We start from the raw sequence: 15006 nt of genomic DNA, 5'->3' as shown, positions 1-15006 counted from the left end.
GGAGTTTCAAATGGCGAAGAAACCCAAGGCCACAACGTTCATCAAGGACCCGCTCTGGTACAAGGACGCTGTGATTTATCAGGTTCACGTTAAGTCTTTTTTCGACTCCAACAATGACGGGATCGGCGACTTTCCCGGTCTTATCGCCAAACTCGATTACATTGCCGATCTGGGCGTCAACACCATCTGGCTGTTGCCGTTCTATCCTTCGCCACGCCGGGACGACGGCTACGACATCGCCGAGTACCGTGGCGTGCACCCTGACTACGGCACCATGGCCGATGCCAAGCGCTTTATCGCCGAGGCACACAATCGCGGCCTGCGGGTGATCACTGAACTGGTCATCAACCACACTTCCGACCAGCACGCCTGGTTCCAGCGCGCGCGCAAAGCGAAGAAAGGCTCGGCCGCGCGGGACTTCTATGTCTGGTCCGATGACGATCAAAAGTACGCCGGCACTCGGATCATTTTCCTCGACACCGAAAAGTCCAACTGGACCTGGGACCCGGTCGCCGGCCAATACTTCTGGCACCGCTTCTATTCCCACCAACCGGACCTGAACTTCGATAACCCGCAAGTCATGAAAGCGGTACTGTCGGTGATGCGCTATTGGCTCGACATGGGCATCGATGGTCTGCGGCTGGATGCGATCCCGTACTTGATCGAACGCGACGGCACCAACAACGAAAACCTGCCCGAGACCCACGACGTCCTCAAGCAGATCCGTGCCGAAATCGACGCCAATTATCCCGACCGCATGCTACTGGCCGAAGCCAACCAATGGCCGGAAGACACTCAGATGTACTTCGGTGATGCCGACGCTATCGGCCTGAACGGCGACGAATGCCACATGGCGTTCCACTTCCCGCTCATGCCGCGTATGTACATGGCGCTGGCCCAGGAAGACCGTTTCCCGATCACCGATATCCTGCGCCAGACCCCGGAGATCCCGGCCAACTGTCAGTGGGCGATTTTCCTGCGTAACCACGATGAGCTGACCCTGGAAATGGTCACCGACAAGGAGCGCGATTACCTGTGGAATTACTACGCGGCTGACCGTCGGGCGCGGATTAACCTGGGGATTCGCCGCCGTCTCGCGCCGCTGATGGAGCGCGACCGTCGCCGCGTGGAATTGCTCAACAGCCTGCTGCTGTCGATGCCCGGCACGCCGACGATGTATTACGGCGATGAGATCGGCATGGGCGACAACATCTACCTTGGCGACCGTGATGGCGTGCGCACGCCGATGCAATGGTCCATCGACCGTAACGGCGGCTTCTCCCGCGCCGACCCTGCCAGCCTGGTGCTGCCGCCGATCATGGACCCGCAATACGGTTACCTGTCGGTCAACGTCGAAACCCAGGCCGGCGACCCGCATTCGCTGCTGAACTGGACCCGACGCATGCTCGCGGTGCGCAAGCAATCCAAGGCGTTCGGTCGTGGCACGCTGAAAATGCTCTCGCCGAGTAACCGGCGGATTCTGGCCTACACCCGTGAATTCACCGGCGCCGATGGCAAGCACGAAATCATTCTGTGCGTGGCCAACGTATCCCGCAGTGCGCAAGCGGCCGAACTCGACCTGTCGGCCTACGCCGGCATGGTCCCGGTGGAAATGCTCGGCGGTAACGCTTTCCCGCCGATCGGCCAATTGAATTTCCTCCTGACCCTGGCGCCGTACGGCTTCTATTGGTTTGTACTGGCAGCGGAGAATCAAATGCCGAGTTGGCACGTGGAACCGGCGCAAAGCCTGCCGGACTTCACCACCCTGGTGCTGAAGAAACGCATGGAAGAACTGCTCGAAGCGCCGTCCCGCGACACGCTGGAGCAGGGCATCTTGCCGAACTGGCTGCAGAATCGTCGCTGGTTCGCTGGCAAGGACGCGCCCATCGAGCATATCAATCTGGCCTATGGCGTACGCTTCGGCGATCCGCAGCATCCGGTGCTGTTGAGCGAAATCGAAGTCACCAGCGGTGGCCAGACCAGCCGCTATCAATTGCCGTTCGGCTTTATTGCCGACGATCAGGTCGGTCCCGCGTTGCCGCAACAATTGGCGTTGTCACGGGTTCGACGCGGGCCGCAGGTCGGCTTGATCACCGATGCGTTTGCCCTGGAAAACTTTATCCGTGCCGTGGTCGAGGGCATGCACAGCAACACGGTGTTGCCGTCAGATGGCGGCGAAATCCGTTTCGAACCGACGGCGCAACTGGCGAAGCTCGGCCTGACAGCGGAGTCCGAAGTGCGTTACCTGTCCGCCGAACAGTCCAACAGTTCGGTGGTGGTTGGCAAAAGCATGGTGCTCAAGCTGATCCGCAAAGTAGCCTCGGGTGTGCACCCGGAACTGGAGATGAGCGCCTACCTGACCGGCGCCGGGTTCGCCAACATTTCCCCGTTGCTGGGCTCGGTCATTCGTCGCGACGCACAGGGCGAAGACAACCTGCTGATGATTGCCCAAGGCTACTTGAGCAATCAGGGTGACGCCTGGGAGTGGACCCAGAACAACCTCGAACGCGCCCTGCGCGATGAACTGGCCGATGCCATGTCCGAGCAGGAGCAGCACTACAACGCGTTGGGTGAACTGAAAGATTTCGCTGGCATGCTCGGCCAGCGCCTGGGGGAAATGCACGTGGTGCTGGCATCGACCACCGACAACCCGGACTTTGCCCCGCAGGTCACCACGGAGAAACAAGCCCTGGCCTCGGCCAAGGACGTGGCGGCGCAACTGGAACATTCACTGAAGTTGCTCAAGCAGCATCAAAACGAATTGAACCCGGCGGACCAAGCACTGGTCACTCGCTTGCTGGACAACAAAAAAACCATCCTCGGTCATGTTCAGGAACTGGGCAAAAAAGCGGCCGGTGGTTTGCGGATTCGGGTCCATGGCGATTTGCATTTGGGCCAGGTGCTGGTGATCAAGGGCGATGCTTACCTGATCGACTTCGAAGGCGAGCCGGCACGGCCGCTCAGCGAACGTCGCGGCAAGCACAGTCCGTATAAAGATGTCAGCGGCGTGTTGCGTTCCTTCGACTACGCCGCTGCGATGGCGATCAACGTGCACAACGTCGATAACACCGACGACGCCCAGGCCGCACGGCAACGGGTGGCTGATCGCTATCTAAATGAAGCGCAACAGGCATTTATCGACGCTTATCGGCTGGCGGCAGCTAGTCTTGCTCATGCGTGGCAAGATCCTGAGGGCGAGGACGCCGCACTGGCGTTGTTCGGCCTGGAGAAGGCGGCCTATGAGGTGGCTTATGAGGCGGAGAATCGCCCTACTTGGCTGCCGGTGCCGTTGCACGGTTTGTATGGGTTATTGAGTGGGCTCAAACCCTTTTCCGATCTTGGTGGAGAGTAGTCATGAGTTTCTCGAACAAGGAACAGGGGCATCACAAAGAAGCGCTGTTGCCCAAGGCGCGGGACATTGATGCGCTGGTACGCGCAGAACACCACGATCCGTTTTCCATCCTCGGCCCCCACGGCGATGACCATGGCGGACAATTCATCCGGGCCTATTTGCCGGACGCGCTGAGCGTTCAGGTATTGGCCAAGGATTCCGGCGAAGAGCTGGGCAGCCTTGAAGCCACCCAGACACCGGGGCTGTTCGTCGGCCACTTCGACCGGGCGCAGCCGTATCTGCTGCGCACCCGTTGGGCCGGTGGCGAGCAAGTCGCCGAAGATCCCTACAGTTTCGGGCCGTTGCTCGGCGAGATGGACTTGTACCTGTTTGCCGAGGGCAATCACCGCGATCTCAGTGCCTGCCTCGGTGCGCAGCTGAAGAACGTGGATGGCGTCGATGGTGTGCGCTTTGCCGTGTGGGCGCCGAATGCGAAACGGGTTTCGGTTGTAGGCGATTTCAACGTTTGGGACGGTCGCCGGCATCCGATGCGCCTGCGTCATCCGACCGGGGTCTGGGAGTTGTTTATCCCGCGCCTGCAAGCGGGGGAGGCGTACAAGTACGAAGTCCTCGGTTCCCAGGGCATTCTGCCGCTCAAGGCTGACCCGATGGCCCTGGCCACGCAATTGCCGCCGGACACCGCCTCGAAAGTCGCTGCGCCGCTGAGCATCGATTGGCAGGACCATGAGTGGATGCAGGCTCGTGCCGACAAGCACAAGCCCAGTGCACCGCTGTCGATCTACGAATTGCATGCCGGTTCGTGGCAATGCGAGCTGGACGATCTGGGCGAAGTCGCGCGTCAGTACACCTGGCACGAATTGGGCGAACGGCTGATTCCGTATGTGAAGGAACTCGGTTTCACCCACATCGAACTGATGCCGATCATGGAACACCCGTTCGGCGGTTCCTGGGGTTATCAGTTGCTGTCGCAATTTGCCCCGAGCGCCCGTTACGGTTCGCCAGATGACTTCGCCGCGTTCGTCAACGCCTGCCACCAGGCTGACATCGGCGTGATCCTCGATTGGGTCCCGGCGCATTTCCCGACCGATACCCACGGCCTGGCGCAGTTCGACGGCACGGCGCTGTATGAATACGCCAACCCGATGGAAGGTTTCCACCAGGATTGGGACACGCTGATCTACAACCTTGGCCGCACCGAAGTGCACGGCTACATGCTCGCTTCGGCGTTGCACTGGCTCAAGCATTTCCACGTCGATGGCCTGCGGGTCGATGCCGTGGCGTCGATGTTGTATCGCGACTACTCGCGCAAGGCTGGCGAGTGGGTGCCGAACCGCCATGGCGGTCGGGAGAACCTCGAAGCCATCGACTTCCTGCGCCACCTCAACGACGTCGTCGACCTCGAAGCGCCCGGCGCGCTGGTGATCGCCGAAGAATCCACGGCGTGGCCAGGTGTCAGCCAGAACACGCAACAGGGTGGTCTCGGTTTCGACTACAAATGGAACATGGGCTGGATGCACGATTCTCTGCATTACATTCAGCAGGACCCGGTGTACCGCGCCCATCATCACAATGAGCTGAGTTTCGGCCTGGTCTACGCCTGGTCCGAGCGCTTTATCCTGCCGATTTCCCACGATGAAGTGGTGCACGGCAAGCATTCGCTGATCGACAAAATGCCCGGTGACCGCTGGCAGAAATTCGCGAATCTGCGCGCGTATCTGAGCTTCATGTGGGCGCATCCGGGCAAGAAGCTGTTGTTCATGGGCTGCGAGTTTGGCCAGTGGCGGGAGTGGAATCACGATCAGCAACTGGACTGGTACCTGTTGCAGTACTCCGAGCACAAAGGCGTGCAGAAACTCGTTGGTGACCTTAACCGGGTGTACCGCGAAGAACCGGCGCTGCATGATCAGGACGATGCGCCGCAGGGCTTCCAGTGGTTGATCGGTGATGACGCGATCAACAGCGTCTACGCCTTTATGCGCTGGAGCAAAGAAGGTCGGCCGGTGCTGGTCGTGGCCAACTTCACCCCGGTGCCGCGTCAGGCTTATCGTATCGGCGTGCCATTTGCCGGGCGCTGGAGCGAGGTGATCAACAGCGATGCCGACACCTATGCCGGTTCCAATTATGGCAATAGCGGCGGGGCGTTTACCGAAGAAGAGCCAAGCCATGGCCAGGCGCTGTCTTTGGTGTTGAACCTGCCGCCGTTGGCAGTGTTGATCTTGCGGCCGGAGGGTTGATCTAACACCGCGTCGCTCCATTCGCGGGCAAGCCTCGCTCCTACAGGAATTGTGTGGGTCACGTCATTTCGCCGCGACCTGTCACCTGTAGGAGCGAGGCTTGCCCGCGAAGGCGTCAGCACTGACAAAACATCCCATGAAGCCTGACCCTCACCACCGCATCCGAATCCCCAGACTCCCGATCAACCCATTCAAATCATTGTCATCCACACTACTGCTGTAGTCGGCGCTGACGTACAGACTCACTGTGGGCGACACTCTGGCCACCAGTCCCAGACCCAAATCCACGGTCGACGAATTGCGACTGCTGCTGATCTTGTCCACTTGGTCCAGGGTCACTGTATTGCCGGTGTACACCGTGTGCCACAAATTGGTCCGCACATAGGGTTCGACCGGCAGGCCATTGATGTCGTAACTACCTTTCAACCGCGCACCGACCCGGCCGCTCCAGGACGACAGGTCGCTGGATGTCCCGTTGTTGGCGCCGGCATAAGGCGTGTCCAGGGTAATGCGCTGATTGATCAATTGCGCTTGGGGTTCCACTACCCAGTTCTCACCCAAACCGATGGGGAAACCACCTTCCACCGACACCGTCATCGCGCTGCCCTCGGCCGTTTGCCGCATTCCCTGGGCATCACGGCTGTAACCGTTGACCCGGCCACCGCTGGCGGTCAAGTCCACGTGCCAGCCTTGGGGGCCCGTCAGGCTCCAGTAAGCGCCGAGGCTTTGGCCCTGCAGGTTGAGGGTGTCGTTGCCGGGATCGGTCAGGGCGCGACTGGTCGTCAAACCGTTGCTGTTGCCCTGATACTGGCTGGTGCCCCCGACCAGGCCGACTCGTTGCACATGACCGCTGCCGCTTTGCAGGGTCAGGATGGCCGGGCCTTTGAAATCGTCTGCGCCGGGGATCGCAAAACCCTCGGACTGAAAATCGCTTTGTGCTTGGCGTGACGCCTGCCCATAGAGTTGATCCCAGGCAGTAGGTGTGGCGTCTTCGGTTGTCAGGTGGGAGCTTCGCAAGTCGGGGCTGAAGTTATAGCGTCCCGGGTAGGTGGCGGCGACGTTGGGCAAGGTCAGTGTCGGCACCTCCTGGCGATACCAGGGGGTGGTGTCATCCTCGGCAGGGCCGGCCTGAACGTCCATGGACGAACAGAGCAGGAGGGTGCTCGAGACGGTGCAAAAAGTGATTTTGATCTCTTGTGGGGTGAATGACGTTTTCATGGAGGTCTACCTTGCAAACGCATGCCGTTCTCGCTTTGGCGTCTCTCCTACCCCGAATGAGGGGCGACCGAATGGATTGAGGCAAGCCTGAGGCCGCCCGTTTTAACGGGTGTCTGAAGGTTTGTCCCGGGTGTATTTCCGGGGGTAGTAACGTGTAGCTAAGAAGACCTGTGACCTTGCGTCAAGAAAATGGCCGATAAATGGTAGGGCTATTTTAGCGATTGCAAGTGTCTGTTTTTTGGCATGTACATAAGTGATTGTTTGTACGAAAAATCATCAAAAAACCATCAGGCTAGACGCGTTTGATAGTTGGCTAAACACCTACCAGCTCATCCGGACACCGACGTTGCCGACCACGCCACGCAGCTGATTGCTGTCAATATTGCTGGTGTAATCGGCACTGGCATACACACTGACGGACGGGGCGAGGCTCAGGATCACGCCGACACCGAGATCAGCGCTGGAGGATTTCTGTTCGCTCTCGATCCGGTCTACGTGATCAAACGTTACCGTGTCGGTACCGGAAAAGGTGTGCCACAAATTGGCCCGCACATACGGCTCCAGCGGGCGGCCACTCACGGCGTAGCGCCCCTTGAGGCGAGCGCCGAGGCGACCGGTCCAGGCGCCGTCGGAGTCGAAGGACACCCGGGAAATGCCGTCGTCCTGGCTGTCCAGGGAGATCTTCTGGTGGATCACTTGCGCCTGGGGTTCCACCACCCAGTTGCCGGCCAGCGGGATCGGGTAGCCGGCCTCGGCCGAGAGCGTCAGGGCATGCCCACGGTTGTCGAGCTTGAGGCCGCGTTCGGAACGGTTGTCGCCATCAAACCGAGTGCCCATGACCACCGTGTCGACGTACCAGCCCTTGGGATCGGTCAGCGTCCAGTACAAACCGTAACTGTCGCCTTCCAGTTCGACGCTGCCGGCGCGCTTGCCTTCAAAGCCTTCGTTGAAACCATCGACATCGCCCTGCAAGCGGGTGTGGCCGACAAAGAACCCGGTGCGCTGGGTTTGCCCGCTGTCGGTTTGCGAACTGTACAAATCGTTGCCCACCTGGAAACCGTTGAGCGAACCGTTGAGCCGTGGCGTCACGGTGCCGGCCCAGGTCTGATCGACGTTCTTGCCGTAGACCCGAGCCCAGCCGGCACTAAAGGCCCCGGTTTCCGTCAGCAGGCGCTGATCGCCTTGCCGGTCGTGAAACGTGCCGAGGGCGCTCAGGGTCAGTTGCGCGGCGGCGGGTGGCAGCACCGACCAGGTCGGGACTTCCGGGCGGTACAAGGGAATCGGCGCCGCACCCGGCACGGCGGCAGGCAACACCGGCAGCGGCGAACTGCCGGCCGGCGCCGCTGGCACTGTGACGAGGGTTGGCGGCAGCGTCGGGTCGGCATTGGGGATGCTGATGACTGTGGGCGTCGCGGCGGCTGCCACGAGGATCGGTGGTAACGTCGGGTCGGGATTGGGGATGCTCACGATCGTCGGCGTTTGCGCCGCCTCGGGTGTCGCTGCTGCCGGGGCGACAATCGGCGGCAGGGCCGGATCGGGATTGGGCGTGCTCAAGATCGCTGGCGCGACCACCGCCGAGCGCAGGTACCAACTGTTCTCGGTGCCCGCCGTCACGCCGCCCTTGAACAGACGGTAATCGTAGGCACCCGCCGATATCGGGCCGCTGAGGACAAACGCGCTGTTATCGCTGACGGCCGTGCCTTGGGCCAGGACCAGCGGGATGCCGTTCTGCTGGGTCAGACCGCCGACGCCGCTGAGGTTGCTGACACTGATCACGGTGCTGCCGGTCAAAGTGCCGTTGTTCACCACCAGTTTGTCGCTGGGGGAAGTGTCGTCGCCAACCACGCTTTGCAACAGCAACTGGCCGTTGTTGCCGGCGTAGTTGCCCTGCACCGTGAGGGTGTCGTTGGTGCGGGTATTGCTGCGGGTGAGGTCGATCACCCCCGCGTTGTTCAGGGTTGCGAACTGGCCGGCGGTGAACGGTTGGATGCTGCCTTGGGCAGAGGTCAGGGTGCTGCTGCCATCGATGTTGAACACACCGGTGCCGCTGGCGCTGTCGCCCAGTACGAAGTTGCCGGCAAGGTCCAATTGCGCGCCGTTGCTCAGGTTGACCGTTTCCCAGTTGATGTAGCGGGCGGGGCTGCTGGCGGTGGTGCGGTCGAAGGTCAACACATCGTTGCCGGGGCCGCCGTCGAGGCTCGGGGTCAGGGCGAGGATGCTTTCATTCAGGTTGCTCAGGGTCGCGCGGTCATTGCCGACGTCCATCAGGATCGCCGAGCGGATGATGCCGCCGCCATTCCAGGTCAGGGTGTCGTCGCCCACACTGGCGCGTATTTCACCGACGATCTCGCCGCCGGTGACGGTAATACTGTCGTTGCCACCGCTGACACTGATATTGCCGCCGATTCGCCCTCCCGAGACGATGATGGTGTCGGTACCGAACCCGGTCACCAGGTTGCCGAGGATCTGCCCGCCGGACAGGTCGAAAATATTGTTGTCGAGCTTCATGTCGACCCTGCCGATGGTGCCGTTGGTCATCCTCGCCACATCGCCGTCCTCGAACGCGCCGGTGATCGTGCCGCCGGTCATCAGGAACGTGTCGCGACCGTCGCCCTGGGCGAGGGACTGGATCGTCCCGCCGCTCATGACGAAATTATCGATGCCGTCACCCTGGCTGACGGCGCCAGTGATTTGCCCGCCCGTGATGCGCAGGCTGTCGTTGCCGTTGCCCAGATCCAGCGCGCCGGCGAGGGTGCCGGAGTCCATCTGCACTGAGTCGATCCCGGCGCCGAACGTCACATTGCCGTTGACGCGCCCGGTGCCGTTGGCGGGAAAACTCAGGCTGTTGTTGCCCGCCAGGTCGGTCAATGGACCGCTGGTGCCGCTGTCGCAGATGAAGGAATCGTTGCCGGACGACGGCGTGAGCGTGCAACTCGCGTAAGAGACCTGCGTGCCGCCCAAGCATAAGCAGGCTGAAGCAATCCAGACCCCGTACTTTGGTCGTTCTGTCGAAGAAATCATGCTCGTCTTCCCACAGTGACGGCCAAAGTGCGTTTGGCTGCGCGGTGGTCCGATATGGACAGGCACACCGTAGCAACAGCCTTACAGCGTCGCTACTGTCAGATATGACAGGTGGAAGGGGAGCGTTGATCAATCAGCCCGTGGGGCTGATCACAGGTGCACTTCAACCGCCAACGGCAAATGGTCCGACAGGTGCGTCCAGGGCTTGGTGCCGAGTATTTTCGGGTGATGGCTGGTCGCATTACGCAGGTAGATCCGGTCCAGGCGCAACAGGGGGAAGCGCGCCGGGTAGGTCTTCGCGGGGCGGCCATGATGGCGTTCGAAGGCTTCGTGCAGATAATCGCGCCGGGCGAGGGCGGCATTGCCTTGCAACTGCCAGTCGTTGAAATCACCGGCGATGATCACCGGCGCATCGTCGGGCAGGGATTCGAGCAGTTGGCAGAGTAGCTGCAACTGCAACTGGCGATGGCTTTCGAGCAGACTCAGGTGCACGCAGATCGCATGGACTTCGGCGTGGCCGGGCACGTCCAGTACGCAATGCAACAAGCCACGACGCTCGGGGCCGGTAATCGAAACGTCGAGGTTGCGGAATTCGCGGATCGGGTACTTCGACAGCAACGCGTTGCCGTGATGACCGTCGGGGTAGACCGCGTTGCGGCCATAAGCGAAATCGCTCCACATGCTGTCGGCCAGGAACTCGTATTGCGACATCTGCGGCCATTCGTTGTAACGGGAAGAATGCCGCTCGTGTTCGCCGACCACTTCCTGCAGGAACACCAGATCCGCCGAGGTGCTGCGTACCGCTTCGCGCAGTTCCGGCAGAATGAAACGCCGGTTAAGCGCGGTAAACCCTTTGTGGGTGTTGACCGTCAGCACTCGCAGTCGATGGATGGCTGTGGGGGTGTTCAGGGGCACGGATTTCAGTGAATCGCTGGTCACATTGGCTCCTCAAAAATCGGGGCTGCTCAAGTAATGCGACTGATGCGAGTGCGGGCAGTTCAGCCCGATTGCAGGGATATCCTCGATAAGTGTGTATCCACAAAACCTGTGTCCAACACACATCAACTGTGGGAGCGAGCCTGCTCGCGAATGCGATCTGCCAGCCAATATTGATGGGGAACGACCCACCGCATTCGCGAGCATGCTCGCGATAGCGGTGTATCAGTCGCCATCAATATCGACTGGCATACCGCTATCGCGAGCAAGCTCGCTCCCACAGGGGATCTCTGTGATTTTGATGATTGTGTTCAGACAAACACGATTTCATACGGCAATCGAATCCGCTCCAGCAGCACCCTGGGCAGTAGCGGGGCGATGCCGATGGCCGGTTCGCCGTCGAGCTGGCTGGCGTAGGCGTGGGTGGCGTGGCTTTTGCGGGCAATGGTCCAGGTGTCCAGACGTACCTTGCGCGCCCGGTGCCAGGGGATCTGCCCTTGCTCGCGCATCGGCCAGTGCCAGGCCCAGACCGGGATTTCGTTGTACGCCACACCGACAATCGCTGCAGCCCTGGCAGCAGCCCGGCCGACCGCGTCATGGTCATCGATGCCGTCTTCGCGCCAGGTGCTGAACACCACATCCCCCGGTCGCAAGTAGCGCGCAATGTAGTGGCTCAGTTGCTGTTCGCGCTCGGCCAGGGCGTTATCGGTGAAACCGCCGCGAATCCATTTCAGGCTATGCATTGGCAACCCGAGGCGGCGCATGGCCTCGACACTTTCCTGGGGGCGGAACACGCTCAGGCGTTTTTCCGACCATTGCTGCGAGCCTGGATGGCTGGCGCTGCCGTCGGTGATCGAGATCAATTGCAGGGGATGGCCGAGGGTGGACAGCAACTGCAGCAAGCCGCCGCACATGACCACTTCGTCGCCGGGATGGGGCGCGATCACCACGGCGCGTGCGCCTTCCGGGATCAGGGTTTGAGTGTTGATGACCGGGATGTTGTCCAGTTGCGGGGCGTTGTTCCAGATCTGGACAGGCAGGCTGCTTTCGTTGAGGTAAACCGTTTTCATGGGCTACGTCCTTGTTCTGTCTCGCCCTCAGTCGTGCCACTTGAATGTTCAAGCCTGGCCGACCCGTGAAGGCTGGTTGATAGCAATATGCCGCGCTCCGAACCCTGGATTGCAGCGAACAGAGTATTGCTCATACATCCGTTTTCGTCGCGTCACCGTTTCATCTGATACGGTTTTTTTAGTCAATCTGTACCATGTTTCGCAAAAAATCCCCGAAACCACCCTGTGCCCGGCTGTCCAGACGAGCGCTGGTCAGCACCTGCGGCTGATGGCTCCAGGCGATATTCGCGCCGCAGAGTTCGAGCTGCCGGACCAGTTGCACATCTTCATCGCACGCCAGCGGTTCGAACCCGCCAGCCCGCTGGTAAGCCTCGGCGCTGATGCCCAGGTTGGCGCCGTGTATATGCCGGTGACCGTCGCGGGCCTGGTAGTGCTGGTGATAGCGAATCTGTGCCGACTCGTCGAAATCGGCGGTCCACTGATCGACGGTGACCGTGCCACACACCGCGTCGGCGCCGAGGGCCAGTTGTGCCACCAGCCAGTCCTTTGAAACCAGGCTGTCGGCATCCGAGCAGGAAATCCAGCGCGCGCCCTGTTCCAGCAGATACCGTGCCCCGGCGGCCCGGGCTTCCCCGACATTTCGAGCCTCGATCGCCAGACTGTGCACCGGGTATTGCGCGACGATCTGCGCGGAGCGGTCGGTGCAGCTGTCGAGCACCACCAGCACCATCACCGATTCGCCCTCCAGCCGTTCATGGCAGCCGGCACGCAGGGCCGCGCGGATGCACGCTTCGAGCAAGTCTTCTTCGTTGTGCGCCGGGATCAGGATTCCAATCATCGCAAGCCCTCCAGAGCCGCAACGGAGCGCGGTTCCCGGCTCCAGAGTTCCAACAGGAAATCCGCTTCCTGATGCAGGACCAGACGCGGCAAGTGCAAATGTTCGTGGAGCAGGTCGTGGACCTGGCGGGCGTTCAGCGGGCAGCCGTCGATGGGCGGGCGCCAGTGGCAGGCGAGCAGTTGGCCGTCGGCGGTCAGCGATTGTTCGGCCAAGACGATCAGGCGTTTGAGGTCGTCGGCATCCAGGTAGTAACCGATCTCGCTGATGACAATCAGGTCGAATTTCTCTTCGGGCCATTCGCCCGGCAAACGGCTTTGGCGGACTTCGGCGTGGTCGAACAGGCTCAGGCGCGTGCGGGCCAGTGCGACGGCGGCGGCTGCGGTGTCGCAACACAGCAAGCGGTCGCAACGGCTGGCCAACTCGGCGCTCAGTTCACCGTTGGCGCAGCCGGGTTCGAAGATCGCACGATAATGCGGTCGGGGCAGGGCGGCGAGGGTGATCGCGCGTTTGCGTTGTTCGTACCAGCGCTGGCGAAACGCCCAAGGATCATCGTTGCCTGAGAACAACCCGTCGAAATAGCGATCCTCGACGCTCATAGAAACACCACTTCGAAGGGTTGCAGCAGTCGGTCCAGCACGTAAGGGGCGAGTACCGGCGGTAGGCCGACTTGCGGGTCGCCCTCCAACTGACTGGCGAAAGCATGGATGGCGTGGCGCTTGCGGGCGACAAGGTGAGGGTCGAGCAGAATTTTCCGTGCGCGGTCCCACGGCACAAAACTGTCTTCCGGGGTCGCCCAGTGCCAGGTCCAGACGGGTAATTCGTGCAAGGTCGCGCCGACTCGATTGGCCGCGTCGGTGCTGGCTCGGCCCACGGCTTCGTGGTCGCAATGGCCGTCCTCGCGCCACGTGGTGAAGACTACGTCGTCGGGTCGTAAGTGACGTTCGATGAACGCGCTTAACTCGACTTCCCGCGCCGCCACCTGACTGTCGGCGAAGCCGCCACGCAGCCACTTCAGGCTGTGCAGTGGCAAGCCGAGCCGGCGCAGGGCTTCGGCGGATTCCTGCGGGCGCACGGCGCTCAAGCGCTCCACGGGCCAGCGTCGGGAGCCGGGGTGACTGGCGCTGCCATCAGTGACGGAGATCAGCTGCAATGCCCGGCCGGCGGCGGCGAGCAGTTGCAGGAAACCGCCGCAGCCCAGCACCTCGTCGTCGGGATGCGGAGCGATGATCACCGCGCGCGAACCTTCCGGCACGAGTTCCAGAATGTCGATCACCGGTAATTGCGCCAGATGCTGGGAGGTTTGCCACAGGTGCAGCGGCGTACCCTGGCCGACGATGGGGTTGGGTTTCATAGCGTCCACCCTCCGCTGACCACCTGTTCGCCGAGGGCGGCGAGGTCCCGTTCAGCGTGGCTTTGCCGCAGGAACACCGGCAAGTCAGCGATCAACTGTGCGAACTGCCGATCCTTGCAATACGGGCCGGCGCCGAGGGCGTGGCCGACGTGCTGGATAACCAGTTCGGCGCTGTGTTCGACGACTGCACGGGCGCGCCGGGCGAGTAATTCGGCGTCTTCCAGCGGCGTAGCGTCGATGGTCAAAGCACTGACCCGCAACACTTGTGCCGCTGCATGCAAGGCACTGTCCACCGCGCCGAGATGCGCCAGGGCATGCGGTTCCGGCCGTTGCGCACAGTGACGGCGCAAGCGTTCGGCAATGCTCTGCGCTGCGCCATACCAGCACGCGGCAATCCCGATCCCGCCCTGCCAGAAACCCGGACGCTGCAAATAGTCGCCGGGGTTACCGATGGCTTGCGCTTCGGCCCCTTCGAACAGCACCTCGACGCTACCAGTGGTGCGCATGCCCACGGCGTGCCAGCCGTCAGCGGTGATGTTCACTCCCGGTTGATCCAGCGCCACCGCCACCAATTGCTGGCGATCCTGTTCATCCCACGCGGTGAGCAAGGCGTGGCTGAGTACCGCCGCGCCCGAGCACCACGCCTTGCGCCCATTGAGCAACACCAAGTGCCCCGAAGGGCTGATTCGAACCTTGGCCTGCGGCGGTTCGGCGGCCCACATGCCCCAGGTACTGGCAGGCGTTGGCGAGCCACCGAGTTGCTGGATGATCGCCAGCGCGTCGGTATGCCCCTCGTACAATTTGCACAACCCGAGGTCGTGACCGCCGACCTCGGCCAGTCGCTGAAATCGCTCCAGCGTCCGGCCACTGCCGGGTTGTGGAAGCTGATCAAGACCCGCCTCCACCAGCGCTCGCAGGCACCGGCCTAGCGCTTGAGTATCGGCGTAGTCCGGTGGTTGCTGTTGAAGGAACGCTTGAAGGTCCAT

The 15006-nt window shown here is 61.6% G+C and carries 10 protein-coding genes; 2 read left to right on the top strand and 8 right to left on the bottom strand.

The features are described 5' to 3' along the window. Positions 1 to 10: 10 nt before the first annotated feature. The gene (gene treS / locus ACWIKB_RS23560; protein WP_475269718.1) at positions 11 to 3352 is read left to right on the top strand and encodes a maltose alpha-D-glucosyltransferase; all 3342 of its coding nucleotides are present in this window, start codon (positions 11 to 13) and stop codon (positions 3350 to 3352) included. A gap of 2 nt (positions 3353 to 3354) precedes the next feature. Beyond that, on the top strand, positions 3355 to 5586 hold the full coding sequence (glgB, locus tag ACWIKB_RS23555; protein ID WP_475269716.1) for a 1,4-alpha-glucan branching protein GlgB: 2232 nt from the start codon (positions 3355 to 3357) through the stop codon (positions 5584 to 5586). Positions 5587 to 5736: 150 nt separating this feature from the next. Here glgB and ACWIKB_RS23550 read toward each other — a convergent pair whose 3' ends face one another. The 8 genes from ACWIKB_RS23550 to ACWIKB_RS23515 all read right to left on the bottom strand — a co-directional run bounded on the left by ACWIKB_RS23550 (position 5737) and on the right by ACWIKB_RS23515 (position 15006). Continuing rightward, positions 5737 to 6804 carry an autotransporter domain-containing protein gene (locus ACWIKB_RS23550; RefSeq protein ID WP_475269715.1) on the bottom strand — a complete coding sequence of 356 codons (1068 nt, stop codon included), beginning with the start codon at positions 6802 to 6804 and terminating at the stop codon, positions 5737 to 5739. A 321-nt stretch (positions 6805 to 7125) separates the two neighbouring features. After that, positions 7126 to 9825, bottom strand: coding sequence for an autotransporter family protein (locus ACWIKB_RS23545; RefSeq protein ID WP_475269713.1), 2700 nt, complete (start codon positions 9823 to 9825; stop codon positions 7126 to 7128). A gap of 150 nt (positions 9826 to 9975) precedes the next feature. Then, complete coding sequence (locus ACWIKB_RS23540) at positions 9976 to 10764, bottom strand: endonuclease/exonuclease/phosphatase family protein (protein ID WP_475269711.1); 789 nt, start codon at positions 10762 to 10764, stop codon at positions 9976 to 9978. A 308-nt stretch (positions 10765 to 11072) separates the two neighbouring features. Then, complete coding sequence (locus ACWIKB_RS23535; RefSeq protein WP_475269710.1) at positions 11073 to 11831, bottom strand: PIG-L deacetylase family protein; 759 nt, start codon at positions 11829 to 11831, stop codon at positions 11073 to 11075. Positions 11832 to 12009: 178 nt separating this feature from the next. Continuing rightward, positions 12010 to 12669 (bottom strand): glycosyltransferase family 2 protein, encoded by a 660-nt coding sequence (locus ACWIKB_RS23530; RefSeq protein WP_475269708.1) that lies wholly within the window; start codon positions 12667 to 12669, stop codon positions 12010 to 12012. Next, positions 12666 to 13265 (bottom strand): nodulation S family protein, encoded by a 600-nt coding sequence (locus tag ACWIKB_RS23525; RefSeq protein WP_265045597.1) that lies wholly within the window; start codon positions 13263 to 13265, stop codon positions 12666 to 12668. The genes ACWIKB_RS23530 and ACWIKB_RS23525 overlap by 4 nt, the downstream gene beginning before the upstream one ends. Beyond that, positions 13262 to 14020, bottom strand: a complete 759-nt coding sequence (locus ACWIKB_RS23520) for a PIG-L deacetylase family protein (RefSeq protein ID WP_475269707.1) — start codon at positions 14018 to 14020, stop codon at positions 13262 to 13264. The genes ACWIKB_RS23525 and ACWIKB_RS23520 overlap by 4 nt, the downstream gene beginning before the upstream one ends. Beyond that, positions 14017 to 15006, bottom strand: coding sequence for an acyl-CoA dehydrogenase (locus ACWIKB_RS23515; protein WP_475269705.1), 990 nt, complete (start codon positions 15004 to 15006; stop codon positions 14017 to 14019). Before ACWIKB_RS23515 ends, ACWIKB_RS23520 begins: the two co-directional genes overlap by 4 nt.

This window comes from Pseudomonas sp. 5Vm1k, assembly GCF_056161485.1.
This window is presented reverse-complemented; position numbering and strand designations above follow the sequence as displayed.

Excerpts from the sequence above, each read along its gene's own strand:
- ACWIKB_RS23535 (WP_475269710.1), bottom strand. The coding sequence starts at position 11,831 with ATGAAAACGGTTTACCTCAACGAAAGCAGCCTGCCTGTCCAGATCTGG.
- treS (WP_475269718.1), top strand. The coding sequence starts at position 11 with ATGGCGAAGAAACCCAAGGCCACAACGTTCATCAAGGACCCGCTCTGG.
- ACWIKB_RS23525 (WP_265045597.1), bottom strand. The coding sequence starts at position 13,265 with ATGAGCGTCGAGGATCGCTATTTCGACGGGTTGTTCTCAGGCAACGAT.
- ACWIKB_RS23550 (WP_475269715.1), bottom strand. The coding sequence starts at position 6,804 with ATGAAAACGTCATTCACCCCACAAGAGATCAAAATCACTTTTTGCACC.
- ACWIKB_RS23515 (WP_475269705.1), bottom strand. The coding sequence starts at position 15,006 with ATGGACCTTCAAGCGTTCCTTCAACAGCAACCACCGGACTACGCCGAT.
- ACWIKB_RS23530 (WP_475269708.1), bottom strand. The coding sequence starts at position 12,669 with ATGATTGGAATCCTGATCCCGGCGCACAACGAAGAAGACTTGCTCGAA.
- glgB (WP_475269716.1), top strand. The coding sequence starts at position 3,355 with ATGAGTTTCTCGAACAAGGAACAGGGGCATCACAAAGAAGCGCTGTTG.
- ACWIKB_RS23545 (WP_475269713.1), bottom strand. The coding sequence starts at position 9,825 with ATGATTTCTTCGACAGAACGACCAAAGTACGGGGTCTGGATTGCTTCA.
- ACWIKB_RS23520 (WP_475269707.1), bottom strand. The coding sequence starts at position 14,020 with ATGAAACCCAACCCCATCGTCGGCCAGGGTACGCCGCTGCACCTGTGG.